The organism is Pseudomonas sp. MF06569 (assembly GCF_059862735.1).
Window position 1 is genome coordinate 55961 of record NZ_JCBCUZ010000003.1, and the last position, 16875, is coordinate 72835.

Sequence of the window (16875 nt, forward strand, 5' to 3'; positions counted from 1 at the left end):
ATGACCCAACAACCCCACGTTCATGGCCCCGACTGCAACCACGATCATGATCATGGCCACACCCATGACCACGACAATGGTCATGTACATGGCCCGCATTGCGGCCATGCACCTCAAGAGCCAGTGCGCAACGAACTGAAAGACGTTGGCCGCAACGACCCTTGCCCGTGCGGCAGCAGCAAAAAATTCAAGAAGTGCCACGGCGCCTGATCCCTCGGGGCGCTCTGCAAACGCCGCACCTGCCTTGGGCATGTGCGGCGTTTGTGTTTTTGCGTGATGAAAATTCAGATCAAGAATCCATCACCGGCTTTCATCCGAAGCTCTTTTGGGAGTAAAACTGACAACCCACAGCCAACGGCCACCTCTGACGGCCATTGCTTGCTGCGTGATTATTTCCTTTTGGAGCCCTTCATGATCGATCTTTATTACTGGACCACGCCCAACGGCCACAAAGTCTCGTTGTTTCTTGAAGAAGCTGGCCTGCCCTACAAGGTTCACCCGATCAACATCGGTAAAAATGAACAGTTCGCTCCGGACTTCCTGAAGATCGCCCCAAACAATCGCATCCCTGCCATTGTCGACCAGGCTCCGGCCGACGGCGGCGAACCGCTGTCGCTATTCGAGTCCGGCGCTATCTTGTTGTACCTCGCGGAAAAAACCGGTCAATTTTTGCCCAAGGATCTGCGCGGTCGGCAGATGGCCCTGCAATGGCTTTTCTGGCAAATGGGCGGCCTGGGCCCCATGGCCGGGCAAAATCATCACTTCAATCGTTTCGCACCGGAAAAAATCCCGTACGCGATGAAGCGCTACACCGATGAAACGGCCCGCCTGTACGGTGTCTTGAATAAACAGCTGGAGGGTCGGGACTTTGTGGCCGGGGCCGAGTACAGCATTGCCGACATGGCGATTTACCCGTGGATCGTGCCCCATGAGTGGCAAGGCCAGAACCTGGACGATTTCCCGGCCCTGAAGGTGTGGTTCCAGCGCATCAAGGCACGCCCGGCCACTGAACGGGCCTACGCGCTGGTAGATAAAATCAACCCGCCCAAGTAACCCGATCAGGCTTTGTATAGCCGCTGGCGCAGGCTGCAATGGACCGCGCAGCGGCTCTATGAATTTGAAGGTCCTGCGGGCCTTATCGCCGCCTGCGCCAGCGGCTACAGATAGCGCTTGCACGGTGTCATCGGCCTCACTAACGTAGCGGCTTTCGATGACACATACCCCCCGCAGGAGCTTTGCCATGGCCTCGCCAGCCCTTACTCATTTTCTACCCCGGTTCGGCGTTGCCGCGGCAGTGGTCAGCCTGCTGGGCTTGACCGGTTGCCAGATTAACAATCAGACCACTCAAAGCCTGGTGCCTACCTCTGGCATGCAGCCGCTCAAAGGGCTGGCGCAGAATGTGTCGGTTCGTCGCAACAGCCAGGGCATGCCGCTGATCGAAAGCAGCAGCTTTCATGACGCCCTGTTCACCCTGGGTTATGTGCACGCCGGTGACCGTATCAGCCAAATGGTGCGCCTGCGCTTGCTGGCACAGGGTCGACTGGCTGAGCTGAACGGTGCCGACGCCCTGGAAACCGACCGGCTGATGCGCACCATCAATCTTAAAAAGAACGCTGACGAACTCTATAAGAGTGCATCCCCGCGCCTTAAGCAGTTTTTCGAGGTGTATGCCCGCGGGGTCAACGCCTATCTGTTCCGCTATCGCGACAAGCTCCCGGCCGATCTGGCGCACGCCAGCTACAAAGTCGAGTACTGGAAACCTGAAGACTCGGCGCTGATTTTCAGCCTGCTGAACTTCGGGATGTCGACCAATCTGCAAGAAGAACTCAACTCCCTGGCGCTGGCACAAAAAGTCGGCACGGACAAACTCCCGTGGCTGATGCCGACCTACCCCAACGAAGCCCTGCCCACCAGCGAAGCAGACAAGCTCAAAGGCCTTGCCCTGGGTAGCCAATTGCAAGGTTTGAGCCCCTTGACCCAGGCTCTGGAGCAGATCACCCAGCTGAGCCTGCCCGGCGTCACGGCGTCGAGTGGCTGGGCGATTGGCCCGCAACGCAGCCGCAGCGGCAAAAGCCTGCTGGCCAACGATATTCACCAGCCCATCGGCGTCCCTTCGGCGTGGAGCTACGTACAGATTCGCGCCCCCAAATATCAGGCTGCGGGCGCAACCATCGCGGGTTTGCCGACGTTGTTTGCCGGTTTCAATGGCAAAGTGGCATGGGGCATGAGCATGGCGATGGGCGATAACCAGGACGTGTTCCTGGAGAAGCTCAAGCGCCAAGGCAGCAGCCTGTACTACCTTGCTGACGGCAAATGGCTGCCGGCGACGGTGCGCAACGAAACGTTTTTCGTCAAAGGTCAGCGCCCGGTACGCGAGGTCATTTACGAAACCCGCCACGGGCCACTGCTCAACAGCGCGGTAGGCACACCCAATGCGCTGAACAGCAGCCTTGGCCTTGCCCTGCAAACTCCGGACTTGAAGGGTGACAAAACTCTGGATGCGTTCTTTGACCTGTCCCGCGCCCAGAACAGCGAAAAAGCCTCGGATGCCAGCCGCGAAATACGCGCTGTAGCCCTGAATTTGTTGTATGCCGACGCCAGTCACATTGGCTGGCAGGTGACCGGTCTCTATCCGAACCGACGCGAGGGTCTTGGCCTGTTCCCGTCACCGGGCTGGGACAGCCGCTACGACTGGGAGGGTTACGCCGACCCGATGCTGCACCCCTACGACCAGGACCCAGCCCAGGGCTGGCTGGGTACGGCCAACCAGCGAACTGCCGCCTATGGCTACGGCATGCAACTGTCCAACTCGTGGCTGTCACCTGAACGCAGTGAGCGCCTTGCGCAACTGGCAGGCAGCGGCAAACAGGACGCTCGCAGCATGATCGCGATGCAATACGACCAAACCACGCTGTTCGCGGCCAAGCTGAAGACCATGCTGACCGCCCCCGGGATGGCGCTGCCACTCAAGCAGGCGATCGCAGGGTTGCCCGCGACCGATCAGGCAAAGGCCCGCGAAGCCCTCGGCCGATTGATGGCCTTTGACGGCAAACTCAGCCCGACCTCGGCCGACGCGGCGCTGTATGAACTGTTTTTGCAGGAAAGTACCCGCCAGCTCTTCCTTGATGAATTGGGGCCAGAGAGCAGCGCCAGCTGGAAGGCATTCATTGCCAACAGCAACCTGTCCTACTCGGCGGTGGCAGACCACTTGCTGGGCCGCGAAGACAGCCCCTTCTGGGACGATATTCGGACCCCGCAAAAAGAAGACAAGCCGGCCATTCTGGCCCGCACCCTGGTGGGCGCCATTAACGCCGGTGACAGCCTGATGAGCAGCGACCGCAGGGCATGGCAGTGGGGCAAGCTGCATCAATATCAGTGGCGCAATGCCAATGGCCAGACGGTTCGCGGGCCGGTCATGGCAGGGGGCGATCACACTACGCTCAACACCGCGGCTTACAGCGTCGCCGGATCAAATTTCGACGTTACGCTGATCCCTGCCATGCGCATGATCGTCGACTTCGGGCAAATCGAACCGATGATGGGGCAAAACAGTACGGGCCAATCCAGTAACCCGGCCAGTGCGCACTACACGGATGGCATAGACCCGTGGCTAAAGGGCCAGTACCTGGGCTTCCCCATGCAACCGCAGAACTTCGACAAAACCTACGGTAAAACCCGCCTTACCCTGGTCCCGGGCAAGTAATTGCTGCGAAGCGGCCCTCTCCTGCACACCACTGGAGAGGGCTTATGCTTGATGGCACAGGCGCAAAAATAATCTGTAGGCCAGCGGGAATGTGCTTGGATTGAACTGACGGGGCACAACGCTACTGCCTGGCCTTCTCACCCGGTCTACAAGGACGTCACCATGCAGCGACATCAAATTCACCCATTGCTGGCACCTGTTCCGGGCACTGAACGGCATATCCACAGTTTTCATTACGGCCCCGCCCACCCTCGGGGCAAGATCTATATCCAGGCCTCGCTGCATGCTGATGAACTGCCCGGCATGCTGGTTGCCTGGCACCTCAAGCAGCGCCTGGCGGAACTGGAAGCAGCAGGACGATTGCGCAGTGAAATCGTGCTGGTACCGATGGCCAATCCGGCCGGTCTGGACCAAGTGCTGATGGATATCCCGCTGGGCCGTTACGAGCTGCAAAGCGGGCAGAACTTCAACCGCAACTTCCTCGATCTCAGTGAGCAAATCGGTGACGAGCTTGAAGGTCAGTTAACCAATGACCCTGCACATAACCTGCAGTTGATTCGTTGTCACTTGCGCACGTCGCTGGCGGCCCAGGTCCCAACAACGCAGTTGCACTCGCAACGCCTGATTCTGCAGACCCTGGCCTGCGATGCCGATGTGGTGCTGGATCTGCACTGCGACTATGAGGCGGTGCCGCACCTTTACACCACGCCAGAGGCCTGGTTGCAGTTCGAACCGCTGGCCCGTTATCTCGGCGCTCAAGCCAGCTTGCTGGCGACAGACTCCGGCGGACTCTCGTTCGACGAGTGCTTCACCCTGCTGTGGTGGCAGCTACAGAAGCGCTTCGAGCACTGCTTCGCGATTCCGCAGGGCAGCATCTCCGTGACCCTGGAGTTGCGCGGCCTGGGTGACGTCAGCCACGCGCATGCAGAGCACGACTGTCAGGCACTGATTGACTACATGATCGATTTTGGCGCGATTGACGGCGAACCCGGGCCTTTGCCGCCCCTGCTCTACCCCGCAACCCCCTTGGGCGGTGTGGAGCCCGTGGCGACACCTGTGGGCGGCTTGCTGGTGTTCAGTGCCAAGCCAGGCGACTACTTGAGCGCTGGACAGTTGATTGCCGAAATCATTGACCCGATCAGCGACCGGCTCACACCGGTCTACTGCACCCACCCGGGGTTGCTCTACGCCCGTTCACTTCGGCGAATGGCCACTGCAGGTATGGTGATAGCCCACGTGGCGGGCCGCGACACTTACCGCAGCGGCTATCTGCTTTCGCCTTGAGCCGACCGGTTCAGGGCAAGTCAATATTCACGCAATCGGGGCAGGCGGTGGCTCGTCAGGCAGCGTTGGCACGCCCGGTTCGGGTTCGATCGGCTGCGGGGAATCGGGATCAGGCTGGCCGGGGATGCCACCTGCATGCAACTGGGGGAAGGCAAGCAGAGACCACGCCAGCACCCCTACCTGATTAGGCTCAAGGTTTGCCAATTGGGCGCGGATACTCGGATCAATCTTCATGAGGCACTCCTGAGCGATGATCCGGCTCGCTGGATGCGTAACCGGAAATACACTCAATAGAGTGCTTTATCGCTCAAGAATTCCCTCTGTTCGTCAGGTGCGTGGCAAGGTCACGCCGCGCTGGCCCTGATATTTGCCGCCACGGTCCTTGTACGACACTTCGCACTCTTCATCGGACTCGAAGAACAGCATTTGTGCCACGCCTTCGTTGGCGTAGATCTTGGCAGGCAATGTCGTGGTGTTCGAAAACTCCAGCGTTACGTGGCCTTCCCACTCAGGCTCAAGCGGCGTCACGTTAACGATGATGCCGCAACGAGCGTAGGTGCTTTTACCCAGGCAGATGGTCAGCACGTTGCGCGGGATACGGAAGTATTCAACCGTGCGTGCAAGAGCGAAGGAGTTGGGCGGAATGATGCAGACGTCGCTGGTGACATCAACAAAGCTGCCCGCGTCGAAGTTCTTCGGATCAACGGTCGCCGAGTTGATATTGGTGAACACTTTGAATTCGTTTGCACAACGAACGTCGTAGCCGTAGCTCGATACGCCGTAGGAAATCAGACGGTTCTCGCCTTCTTCACGCACCTGACGCTCGACGAAAGGTTCGATCATGCCGTGCTCTTGCGCCATGCGGCGAATCCACTTGTCTGGTTTGATGCTCATGGCGGGTGTCCTGAATAGCGAGGTAGAAAATTCTGTCGGGCATCTTACCGCCCCCTAGGGCCCGGTTCAAAAGTCTGGGGCAAAAATATCGAAAATAGCTGTAGATGCCGTGAATACAGGCTGTGAGGGCAACCGTCAGTCACGTTTTTAGAGAAACCTTCGCAAAGACCCTTTGCACGTTCGGAAAAAAGCGTTAAGGTGGCGCCACTGTGCTGCTTGTGTCACTGAGAATCTCTACACGATATGTTGAATTTCGATCCAACCATCTCCAAGAATTTTTCCTGCTCTTTGCACTCAGTCTCGGCCAGGGCTTTTCCTGCGTCGCAGTTATCTTTGTTCAAGGAGTTACACCATGTCTAATCGCCAAACTGGTACCGTTAAGTGGTTCAACGATGAAAAAGGCTTCGGCTTCATCACTCCACAATCCGGTGACGACCTGTTTGTTCACTTCAAAGCAATCCAATCCGACGGCTTCAAAAGCCTGAAAGAAGGCCAACAGGTTTCTTTCATCGCTACCCGCGGTCAGAAAGGCATGCAAGCTGAGGAAGTTCAAGTTATCTAACTTGTACTGATCCAGTAAAAAACCCCGCCCTTAAAAGCGGGGTTTTTTTATGCCTGCAATAAACCCGGGCACGATTTTGTAGTCGCTGACGAGGCACGAGGCACGAGGCACGAGGCGGCGATGAGCTGCGTAGCGGCCCCCATTTTTGAAGGCCCTGCGGGCTTTATCGCAGCCTCGTACCTCGTCAGCGACTACAGGTATTACGTCGCAATTCAATCGTCAGTGGTAGTAATGGTCGGCATGGCTTGCGAAGCCGCTTCATGCAGAACAATCCGCGCCCCTACCTGGCGAGCCAATTCCTGATAGATCAACGCAATCGGGCTATTGGGCTCTGCAACCGCTGTTGGCTTGCCGTTATCGGCCTGCTCGCGAATTTCCATCGCCAGCGGCAACGAGGCCAATACCTCAACGCCGTATTGCGTCGCCAGCTTCTCGCCACCACCCTCGCCAAACAGATGCTCTGCATGACCACAGTTCGAGCAAATGTGGACCGCCATGTTCTCCACCACGCCCAGCACCGGAATGTTCACCTTGCGGAACATCTCGACACCCTTGCGTGCATCCAGCAAAGCCAGGTCCTGCGGGGTAGTCACGATCACCGAACCGGTCACAGGGACTTTTTGCGCCAGCGTCAGCTGGATATCGCCGGTACCCGGCGGCATATCAATGACCAGGTAATCGAGGTCATTCCAGGCCGTTTGCGTCACGAGCTGCAACAGCGCACCCGACACCATCGGGCCGCGCCAGACCATCGGCGTGTTGTCGTCAGTCAAAAAGGCCATCGACATCACTTCAACACCGTGAGCCTCAATGGGCACAAACCACTTCTGATCACGGATCTTTGGCCGAGTACCTTCGGCAATGCCGAACATGACCCCCTGGCTCGGACCATAGATATCCGCATCCAGAATCCCAACCCGCGCACCTTCTCGCGCAAACGCCAGAGCCAGATTGGCAGCGGTCGTGGATTTGCCCACACCGCCTTTACCGGAAGCCACGGCCACAATGTTCTTCACATTGGCCAGACCCGGGATTTGCGCCTGCGCCTTGTGCGCCGAAATCACACAGTTGATCTCGACCTTGGCCGAGGTAACGCCATCCATATTCTCGATAGCCGTTTGCAACACTTGCGCCCAACCGCTCTTGAACAGGCCAGCGGCATAGCCCAGCTCAAGCTGAACACTGACGCGCTCGCCCTGAATCTCGATGGTACGAATGCATCCGGCACTGACCGGGTCCTGATTCAAATAAGGGTCGGTGTATTGGCGAAGGACGGCCTCCACCGCTGCGCGATTGACTGCGCTCATGGGCAACTCCCGTAAAGACTGAGTAAAACAGGTCGCTATCGTACCTGTAATAGACCAACGGAAGCAGGCTTTCGAAACAGTCAAAATCAGCGTAAACGATCAGATACACCGCCACGGGGTGAAATATATCGCTCGGCGCTTTATAGTGGCCGACCACCGTCTCATCAAGTAGCCGAGCCCCATGTCCGAGCCACGCAAGATCCTCGTCACCAGCGCCCTGCCCTATGCCAATGGTTCAATTCACCTTGGCCATATGCTTGAGTACATCCAGACCGATATGTGGGTGCGCTTCCAGAAACTTCGCGGCAATCAATGCACTTATGTCTGCGCAGACGACGCCCACGGCTCGGCCATCATGTTGCGCGCCGAGAAAGAAGGCATCACCCCCGAGCAACTGATCGCCAACGTCCAGGCTGAACACAGCGCCGACTTTGCCGAATTCCTCGTCGACTTCGATAATTTCCATTCGACCCACGCCGAAGAAAACCGTGAGCTGTCGAGTGCGATCTACATCAAGCTGCGCGAAGCCGGGCATATCGCTACCCGTTCGATCACCCAGTACTTCGACCCGGAAAAGAAAATGTTCCTGGCCGATCGCTTCATCAAGGGCACATGCCCTAAATGCGGCACGGATGATCAGTACGGCGACAACTGCGAAAAGTGCGGCGCAACCTATGCACCCACCGATCTGAAAAACCCGAAATCGGCAATCTCTGGCGCCACTCCGGTACTCAAGGACTCCGAACACTTTTTCTTCAAGCTGCCCGACTTCGATGCCATGCTCAAAAGCTGGACCCGTAGCGGCGCCCTGCAAGATGCAGTAGCCAACAAGATCGCCGAATGGCTGGATGCCGGCCTGCAACAGTGGGATATCTCCCGCGATGCGCCGTACTTCGGTTTCGAGATTCCGGACGCCCCAGGCAAATACTTCTACGTATGGCTGGATGCGCCAATCGGCTACATGGCCAGCTTCAAGAACCTCTGCGCACGCCGTCCTGAACTGGATTTCGATGCGTACTGGGCCAAGGATTCCAACGCCGAGCTGTACCACTTCATCGGCAAGGACATCGTCAATTTCCACGCCCTGTTCTGGCCGGCAATGCTCGAAGGCGCAGGCTATCGCAAGCCAACCGCCATCAACGTTCACGGTTACCTGACCGTCAACGGCCAGAAAATGTCCAAATCCCGCGGCACCTTTATCAAGGCCCGCACCTATCTGGACCACCTGGCACCGGAATACCTGCGTTACTACTACGCCTCCAAACTGGGCCGCGGCGTCGATGACCTGGACCTGAACCTGGAAGACTTCGTTCAGAAGGTCAACTCCGACCTGGTCGGCAAAGTGGTCAACATTGCTAGCCGTTGCGCAGGCTTCATTCACAAGGGCAACGCCGGGGTAATGGTCGAGGGCAATGCTGCCCCCGAACTGACCGAAGCGTTCCTGGCCGCCGCACCCAGCATTGCCGAAGCGTATGAAGCCCGCGACTTTGCGCGCGCCATGCGTGAAATCATGGCGCTGGCTGACCGCGCCAACGCCTGGATTGCCGACAAGGCACCGTGGGCAATGGCCAAGGTCGAAGGCAAGCAAGATGAAGTTCAGGCTGTGTGTGCCCTGGGCATCAACCTGTTCCGCCAACTGATCATCTTCCTCAAGCCGGTATTGCCCGTGCTCGCAGCCGATGCCGAGGCGTTCCTGAACGTTGAGCCTTTGATCTGGAACGATCACAACGTGTTGCTGGCCAATCATCAGCTTAACGCCTTCAAGCCGCTGATGACCCGCATCGATCCGGTCAAGGTTCAAGCCATGACAGATGCCTCGAAAGAAGATTTGATTGCAAGCCAGACCGACACCGGCAGCGCTGCCCCGCAGGGCAACGGCGAACTGGTCAAGGAACCGCTGGCCGCAGAGATCGAGTTTGATACCTTCGCCGCAGTGGACTTGCGCGTGGCGCTGATCCTCAAGGCTGAAGCCGTTGAAGGCGCCGACAAACTGCTGCGCCTGACGCTGGATATTGGTGACGAGCAACGCAACGTGTTCTCGGGGATCAAAAGTGCGTACCCGAATCCGGCCGAGCTCGAAGGTCGTCTGACCATGATGATTGCCAACCTCAAGCCACGCAAAATGCGCTTCGGCATGTCCGAAGGCATGGTGATGGCTGCCGGCCCTGGCGGGGAAGAAATTTACCTGCTGAGCCCGGATAGCGGCGCAAAACCAGGTCAACGCATCAAGTAACACCGCCCCCCCTCGCAGCGTCTGGTGGCCAGCAGGCCACCAGACGCTGATCATCAGTAGCCGCCCTCCCCGTCATGTCGGATAATCAGCCGCATTCGCTTGAGCCGACCGACCTTGACCGCACGCCCTTATTTTTTCTGCGCATGTTGAGTGTCGCCCAGATGCGACCCGCTGTAGCTGGACTGATCACACCATGAGCCTGATTCAACGTATTGATGCTTTATTACCGCAAACTCAATGCGGCAAGTGCGGCCATCCCGGCTGCAAACCTTATGCGCAAGGCATTGCCCAAGGCGAGGCAATCAACAAGTGCCCCCCTGGTGGAACCGAAACCATTGCCGCACTGGCCCACTTGCTCAGCATTCCTGTGCTGCAACTGGATACCGATCGCGGTGAGGCCCCACCGCAAGTGGCCTACATTCGCGAAGCAGAATGTATCGGTTGCACCAAGTGCATTCAGGCCTGCCCGATTGACGCCATACTGGGCGCGGCCAAACTCATGCACACCGTCATTGTCGACGAATGCACCGGCTGTGACCTCTGTGTAGCCCCTTGCCCGGTAGACTGCATAGAAATGCGCCCCCTGCCTGCAAATGTAATCCCGATTGTCGGCGGCCTCGCTCACGACTCAGTGCAACTCAACGCCCGCAACCAAAAGCGTGACCATGCCCGCGGACGCTATGAAGTGCGTGACGAGCGTCTGCGCCGCGAAGAGCAACACAGACAGGCTGAACGCCTCGCGCGGGCCCAGCGCCCACCGGCAGTAACTGCCAGTGGCACACGCCCGGATAGCCCGGGGGCAGAACTGGCCAGCCTCAGTGACGCAGCGCTTAAAAAAGCCAAGGTCACACTCGCCATGGCACGCGCCCAACTGAACAAGTCGCTCAAGGCGTTCGGGCACCCTCCAACCGCACAACAGCAATCCCAGCTTGTCACCCTGCAGCAACAGTTTGAATCTGCCGAACACGCACTGGCACAACTGGAGCCTGCTGCCGAGGTGTCAGTGACTGCGCCCGCTGCAAATACCGCAGAACTCAAACGTGCAAAAATCCAGCTGGCCATGCGCCGCGCCGAACTTAAAAAGGCCATAACCCAAGAGCAATCCACCGCGCAGTTGAACCTTTTATCCGAGGCTGTCACTCAGGCAGAGTTAACACTCAATGCGCTGGAGCCGGCCAAGGCCTGATAGATTTTCCCACCACAAGCAAGCGCCTCTTCGTTTAACGGACAGCTATCCAGGAAGTGTTTTACCCATGAACGCCGCAAAGCGCCTTGAAATATTCCGCCGATTTCACGAAGACAATCCTGAGCCAAAAACCGAGCTGGCCTATTCATCTCCTTTCGAACTCCTGATTGCGGTGATTCTGTCCGCCCAGGCCACTGATGTGAGCGTGAACAAGGCGATGGCCAAACTGTTTCCAGTCGCCAACACACCAGAAGCCATCTACGCTCTCGGAGTAGAAGGACTGTCGCAGTACATAAAGACCATTGGCCTGTATAACAGCAAGGCCAAAAACGTGATTGAGACCTGCCGTTTATTGATTGAACGCCATGGCAGCCAGGTTCCGCAGACGCGAGAAGAGCTTGAAGCGCTTCCTGGGGTGGGTAGAAAAACGGCAAATGTAGTGCTCAACACCGCCTTCAGGCAGCTGACCATGGCCGTAGACACCCATATTTTCAGGGTCAGCAACAGAACCGGGATTGCGCCGGGTAAAAACGTGGTCGAGGTCGAAAAGAACTTGATGAAGCACGTGCCCAAACCGTATTTGCTGGACGCCCACCACTGGCTCATCTTGCATGGGCGCTATGTGTGTCAGGCACGCAAGCCCCGGTGTGGAAGCTGCCGCATAGAGGATCTGTGCGAATTCAAGCAAAAAACCTCTGATGATTGAGTAATAGATATTTTATGGGCTGATCGATTGAGAAAATCTTTTTTACCCGAGCGGCGATTATCGCTATAAGGGGCGCCATTGACTGTCTTGGCCTGGAGTGAACTGAATGAGCACTGGCAAAGAAGAACTGGAAGTAGAAGAAGATTTTGCAGTCGTCGATCCAGACGATGCAGTGGAGCCTGTCGTCGAGGTGGCAAAAACCAATTTGGCCAAACGCCGTACCATTGACGCGCTTCTGGAAGAAAAACGGCTCAGAAAAGAGCTCGAAGATTATGGATACGATCTTTAATTTCCATCACGCAATATCAAAAGCCTCCTTAGCGGAGGCTTTTCTTGGGAGGGCTTTGGGTGTCACGTCCCTATTCCCTCCCCCTCACACCAAGCCATTGCGCTGGGCCAGTTCGATCAAATCTACCAGCGAGCGGGCATTAAGCTTCAAGAGAAGTCGGGTTTTGTAGGTACTCACCGTTTTGTTGCTAAGGAACATGCCATCGGCTATTTCCTTGTTGCTTTTCCCCCGTGCCAGCTGCTGCAGCACCATCATCTCCCGACCCGAAAGGCGATTGACCATATCAGCCTCACTCGCATTGCCCAGGCTTGAACGCACTGAGTGCAGCGCCTGATTAGGGAAATAGCTATAACCCGACAGCACAGCCTTGATTGCACTCAACAGCTCGGTCAAGTCCTGTTGCTTGCAAACATAACCCGCTGCACCTGCCTGCATGCAGCGCATGGAAAAATGACCGGGAGCTTGCGAGGTCAGTACCAGCACCTTGATAAGCACTGCTGGTGTGGACAGCCGCGCAATAACTTCAAGCCCGTCAAGTTTAGGTATTCCTATATCCAGAATCACAATGTCTGGCGCGTGTTCACGCGCAAGTTGCAAAGCATCCACACCATTGTCCGTCTCTGCGATGACTTCATAGCCATGTCGTTCCATGAGCATACGCACAGCAAGACGAATTACAGGATGATCATCCACGATCAGCACTTTATTCATGGGCAATTCCAATTTATCGCTGTTCGAATTTTTAGAACCAGCACCATAGCCTAGTCATAACAAACTGGGCATAGCGCCCCCTCACGCATCCGCATCCAAAGACATTTCCTACAATTATTGAAGATTTAACCTACAGAAATAGCCTTCAAACTTGAAACATTCACTCAATACAATCCAAGCAAACGCAGATGCACACACACCACCAGTAACACCCACTGACTCATTAAAGGCACATACACATTTAATATTAGCAGCACCTTTGCACAGCCAACATTCTTCAGTTAAATCTAAAATTTAAACTCAGCATTGGTAAAGCCCGGCCCACACTCAACCATCATCCAAACCAATCACAACAACACATCCTCCTTCACGCAAAAAACCATAAAACACAATAATCCAACCCACTAAACACTCACCCGATGGAATCTACTATTGTTTTCAGGAGAAAATATCAGAAATCTGTACTTACAGAATAGGACTACAGATCATTCAGAAACCACCCAAATATGAATCCATATCAAAAGAATACTAAACCCTGCTTGCCCTCCAAAAAGACACACAACAAAAAAACTGCTTGAAAAAAGGCCAACAAAAATCATTTGGCGCTATATCTTACAAATTATTCAAACCCAAGATAAAAAACTTACATGCAATTACGCCAGATAAATAATAACACCTATGGAATTCACCGTAGATAACGGCAGCATTCCTACAAACAATTGAAGCAAACTAAAAAACCGAAAGATCCACCTTATAGACGTCACACTCAAAACCCGGACTGGGTTTGCAGCTTCAATATCCAGTGTCTAAATTTATAGAAGCAGGCCCTTAAAGCAAAACATCAGTTCCCTCCGTTACAGGAGCACCCGTAGCGCTGTGCGCCAGCGCCTTACTTCAACTACCCTCCAGAAAGGTTATCCCATGATAAAGAACACTTTAAAAATCAATAACCCTCTGACCATAATTGCTGTTTTTTCGATGCTGACCGAAGCATCGGCAGCGGTATCATTGCCGTATATCGATAGTGCACATCAGAAAGAGTATGTTTGGTTTTTAATTATCTTCCCCGTACTGCTGATTACGTTATTTTTTCTGACCCTGAACTTCAACAACAAAACACTCTACACCCCGGCTGATTTATCCAAGGCAGCGTTGCCTTTAACTATGACTTCCTATTCGCCTCGCACCTACCCTCATAACCGCACAGGCACATCACTTGCCACGACCCCATACCAACCCGGTATAACATTCAGTTCGTTCCCTCCTCAAAACTTCACATTCCTGCCTCAAGGCCACCGAATTTATGACTCTGACACGAAAGAACCGCCTGAACTGAACAACCCGCCAAACCCACTCTTATACAAAAGCGCTGCGCACGAAATACTGCATAGCCACTCGACGTCCGTGCGAAAGTTCAAGATTAACAACCGCACGAGCGACGTGCTTTTGTTGCTGATAAGTACTCCACCAGATATCACGCCAGAGACGTCAAAACAGGATATCGACTGTCATAAAAATACGTCTCCCTACGGCTCTAAAATACTTATCACTTACCACCCCGGCACTGGCAGCACTGGAACTATTCAACTGACTTTTAGAGCGCTGTAATACATTGAATACAAGACATAAAAAAGCCCCGACCACATGGCCGGGGCTTTTTTATGCGGCACGCATCAGAACAACTTTCGGCCTTTGTTTGCGGCAATCCGCATACGCAATGCATTCAACTTGATGAAGCCGGCAGCATCGGCCTGGTTATAAGCACCGCCATCTTCTTCAAACGTTGCAATATTGGCATCAAACAACGACTCGTCTGACTTGCGACCCGTAACGATCACATTGCCTTTGTACAATTTGAGACGAACAACACCGTTAACGTGAGCCTGCGAAGCATCGATCATCTGCTGCAGCATGATGCGCTCTGGGCTCCACCAGTAGCCGGTGTAGATCAGGCTCGCGTACTTGGGCATCAACTCGTCTTTGAGGTGAGCAACTTCACGGTCCAGAGTGATCGACTCAATGGCACGGTGAGCACGCAACATGATGGTGCCGCCCGGAGTCTCGTAGCAACCACGGGACTTCATTCCGACATAACGGTTTTCAACGATATCGAGACGACCGATACCGTTCTCGCCGCCAATACGGTTGAGTGTTGCCAGCACAGTGGCCGGGGTCATTTCGACGCCGTCCAGAGCGACGATATCGCCGTTGCGGTAAGTCAATTCCAGATAAGTCGGCGTGTTCGGCGCGTCTTCTGGAGACTTGGTCCAACGCCACATGTCTTCTTCGTGCTCAGTCCACGTGTCTTCCAGCACACCGCCCTCGTAAGAGATGTGCAGCAAGTTGGCATCCATCGAGTACGGAGACTTCTTCTTGCCGTGACGCTCGATCGGGATATTGTGCTTTTCAGCGTAATCCATCAGCTTTTCACGGGAGAGCAAGTCCCACTCACGCCAAGGAGCAATCACTTTCACCCCTGGCTTCAAGGCATAGGCACCCAGTTCGAAACGAACCTGATCATTACCTTTACCCGTTGCGCCGTGGGAAATGGCGTCTGCGCCTGTTTCGTTGGCGATTTCAATCAGGCGTTTGGCGATCAGCGGACGAGCAATGGAAGTACCCAGCAGGTACTCGCCTTCGTAAACGGTGTTGGCACGGAACATCGGGAAAACGAAGTCTCGAACAAACTCTTCGCGCAGGTCATCAATGTAGATTTCCTTGACGCCCATGGCTTGCGCCTTGGCACGTGCAGGTTCGACCTCTTCGCCCTGACCCAGGTCAGCGGTAAAGGTTACGACTTCACAGTTATAAGTATCCTGCAGCCACTTCAGGATCACCGAAGTGTCCAGGCCGCCCGAATAAGCCAGAACGACCTTGTTTACGTCCGCCATGCCATCACTCCACGGGTTGTTCGAAAAGCCGAACAGTCTACCGCCCATATCCATGAATTTACAGAGGCGCGACAGCTTAAGACGACAAAGCGACAGATAATGTCAAAGGAGCGACCAGACGGTCACTTCAGGAAATCGCCGCAGAATTGCTGACACCTACAGAAGGCACAGATTTTTCTGGCTCAGGAACACGCTCCAAGCGCACGCTGACCCGTCGATTTTTCTCACGATTTGCTCGGGTCGTGTTGGGTGCCAAGGGGTATTGTTCGCCATGAAAACGGACTGTGATCTGAGACTCCTGGAGCCCCTTCTCCTTGAAGAAGTCCATCACCGCCAATGCCCGTCGCCGTGACAGTTCGCGGTTGGTCAAGCGATTGCCTTGATTGTCGGAATAACCGTCCAGGATGACGCGGTTGACCGTAGGATCTGCCTTCAAGTACTCCACCATGACTTGCAAGTTGATCCGAGCCTTCGCATCCAGCTCGGTACCCCCGCCAGGAAAGCCGACCTGGCTTTGCCTGACCTGCTCAAAGTTCTTCGCCAACAACTTGGTGGTACACGCCTCGTAATCCCCGTAGGCCTGGCGAAATCTGGCCGGCAACAGGCGAACTTCCGAAACATTGCCATCGCGCGAGTAGTGCCTGACCAACGGGCTACGCCCTTCAATCAGCCCACGAAACAAGCTGGCGGCCTGGGCCTGGGAACTGTTGAACAATACCTGCCCACGGCCGATTCGCACCGAGCCCAGGTCAATGTCGCCGCGGCCCGGCTGCCAGGGTGCGGCGGCGGCCAATAGCTTCGCAGACCCCTCCCCCAGCATCGAGTTGTAGGCATTGAGGCGAAAAACGGCCTGCTCCCCGGCTCGACGCACAAAGGCCCCGGAGCCGAAATCAGTAATGGGCTGGATCAGCCGACACTCGAATTTGTCGCCTTCCACTTTCCACTCGATATTCTCCAGCCGAGTCTGAAAGGTCAGAGCCATGGCAGGCAGGCTGGCAAACATACTGAGCAGGATGAAATAATGCTGGCGCACGGGAGGCTCCACAGGCTTGCACTGCAAAAAAACAGTCCACAGATTGATGAGATATCGGTCAGCAATCACAAAACTT

Annotated in this window: 16 protein-coding genes; 10 read left to right on the forward strand and 6 right to left on the reverse strand. The window is 55.4% G+C overall.

From position 1 onward, the window contains the following. From AC19YQ_RS04300 to AC19YQ_RS04315, 4 genes are all read left to right on the forward strand, one after another. Positions 1 to 210, forward strand: coding sequence for an SEC-C metal-binding domain-containing protein (locus AC19YQ_RS04300; RefSeq protein ID WP_019823514.1), 210 nt, complete (start codon positions 1 to 3; stop codon positions 208 to 210). A 201-nt stretch (positions 211 to 411) separates the two neighbouring features. Further along, positions 412 to 1053: a glutathione S-transferase N-terminal domain-containing protein gene (locus tag AC19YQ_RS04305; protein WP_133075874.1), complete on the forward strand. Its 642-nt coding sequence runs from the start codon at positions 412 to 414 to the stop codon at positions 1051 to 1053. A gap of 187 nt (positions 1054 to 1240) precedes the next feature. Then, positions 1241 to 3703 carry a penicillin acylase family protein gene (locus AC19YQ_RS04310; protein ID WP_500594656.1) on the forward strand — a complete coding sequence of 821 codons (2463 nt, stop codon included), beginning with the start codon at positions 1241 to 1243 and terminating at the stop codon, positions 3701 to 3703. Between the two features lie 162 nt (positions 3704 to 3865). Next, the gene (locus AC19YQ_RS04315; protein WP_339473660.1) at positions 3866 to 4987 is read left to right on the forward strand and encodes a succinylglutamate desuccinylase/aspartoacylase family protein; all 1122 of its coding nucleotides are present in this window, start codon (positions 3866 to 3868) and stop codon (positions 4985 to 4987) included. Between the two features lie 27 nt (positions 4988 to 5014). On the opposite strand, the gene AC19YQ_RS04320 is transcribed toward AC19YQ_RS04315, so the two are convergent. Both AC19YQ_RS04320 and dcd read right to left on the reverse strand, forming a co-directional pair. Further along, a complete protein-coding gene (locus AC19YQ_RS04320) occupies positions 5015 to 5221 on the reverse strand; it encodes a hypothetical protein (RefSeq protein WP_133075877.1) in 207 nt (68 codons plus the stop codon). Positions 5222 to 5314: 93 nt separating this feature from the next. Continuing rightward, the gene (gene dcd / locus AC19YQ_RS04325; RefSeq protein ID WP_016779707.1) at positions 5315 to 5881 is read right to left on the reverse strand and encodes a dCTP deaminase; all 567 of its coding nucleotides are present in this window, start codon (positions 5879 to 5881) and stop codon (positions 5315 to 5317) included. A gap of 352 nt (positions 5882 to 6233) precedes the next feature. Here dcd and AC19YQ_RS04330 point away from each other — a divergent pair, with 352 nt between their 5' ends. Further along, a complete protein-coding gene (locus AC19YQ_RS04330) occupies positions 6234 to 6443 on the forward strand; it encodes a cold-shock protein (RefSeq protein WP_002554837.1) in 210 nt (69 codons plus the stop codon). Between the two features lie 212 nt (positions 6444 to 6655). On the opposite strand, the gene apbC is transcribed toward AC19YQ_RS04330, so the two are convergent. After that, the gene (apbC, locus tag AC19YQ_RS04335) at positions 6656 to 7750 is read right to left on the reverse strand and encodes an iron-sulfur cluster carrier protein ApbC (RefSeq protein ID WP_500594658.1); all 1095 of its coding nucleotides are present in this window, start codon (positions 7748 to 7750) and stop codon (positions 6656 to 6658) included. 181 nt (positions 7751 to 7931) lie between these two features. Here apbC and metG point away from each other — a divergent pair, with 181 nt between their 5' ends. The 4 genes from metG (at position 7932) to AC19YQ_RS04355 (ending at position 12164) form a co-directional block, all read left to right on the forward strand. After that, the gene (gene metG / locus AC19YQ_RS04340; RefSeq protein ID WP_500594659.1) at positions 7932 to 9983 is read left to right on the forward strand and encodes a methionine--tRNA ligase; all 2052 of its coding nucleotides are present in this window, start codon (positions 7932 to 7934) and stop codon (positions 9981 to 9983) included. A gap of 193 nt (positions 9984 to 10176) precedes the next feature. Next, positions 10177 to 11169, forward strand: coding sequence for an electron transport complex subunit RsxB (rsxB, locus tag AC19YQ_RS04345; protein WP_500594660.1), 993 nt, complete (start codon positions 10177 to 10179; stop codon positions 11167 to 11169). 67 nt (positions 11170 to 11236) lie between these two features. After that, positions 11237 to 11875, forward strand: coding sequence for an endonuclease III (gene nth / locus AC19YQ_RS04350; RefSeq protein WP_133075881.1), 639 nt, complete (start codon positions 11237 to 11239; stop codon positions 11873 to 11875). 106 nt (positions 11876 to 11981) lie between these two features. Then, positions 11982 to 12164 (forward strand): PA3496 family putative envelope integrity protein, encoded by a 183-nt coding sequence (locus AC19YQ_RS04355; protein ID WP_133075882.1) that lies wholly within the window; start codon positions 11982 to 11984, stop codon positions 12162 to 12164. Between the two features lie 84 nt (positions 12165 to 12248). Here AC19YQ_RS04355 and AC19YQ_RS04360 read toward each other — a convergent pair whose 3' ends face one another. Next, on the reverse strand, positions 12249 to 12875 hold the full coding sequence (locus tag AC19YQ_RS04360) for a response regulator transcription factor (protein WP_219260806.1): 627 nt from the start codon (positions 12873 to 12875) through the stop codon (positions 12249 to 12251). 921 nt (positions 12876 to 13796) lie between these two features. Between AC19YQ_RS04360 and AC19YQ_RS04365 the strand changes: the two genes are divergently transcribed. Then, positions 13797 to 14483 carry a hypothetical protein gene (locus AC19YQ_RS04365; protein ID WP_500594661.1) on the forward strand — a complete coding sequence of 229 codons (687 nt, stop codon included), beginning with the start codon at positions 13797 to 13799 and terminating at the stop codon, positions 14481 to 14483. Positions 14484 to 14548: 65 nt separating this feature from the next. Here the strand turns inward: AC19YQ_RS04365 and AC19YQ_RS04370 are convergent, their stop codons facing one another. Beyond that, the gene (locus AC19YQ_RS04370; protein ID WP_133075884.1) at positions 14549 to 15766 is read right to left on the reverse strand and encodes an argininosuccinate synthase; all 1218 of its coding nucleotides are present in this window, start codon (positions 15764 to 15766) and stop codon (positions 14549 to 14551) included. Positions 15767 to 15893: 127 nt separating this feature from the next. Beyond that, positions 15894 to 16799, reverse strand: coding sequence for a flagellar protein MotY (locus AC19YQ_RS04375; protein ID WP_339473650.1), 906 nt, complete (start codon positions 16797 to 16799; stop codon positions 15894 to 15896). Between the last annotated feature and the right edge of the window lie 76 nt (positions 16800 to 16875).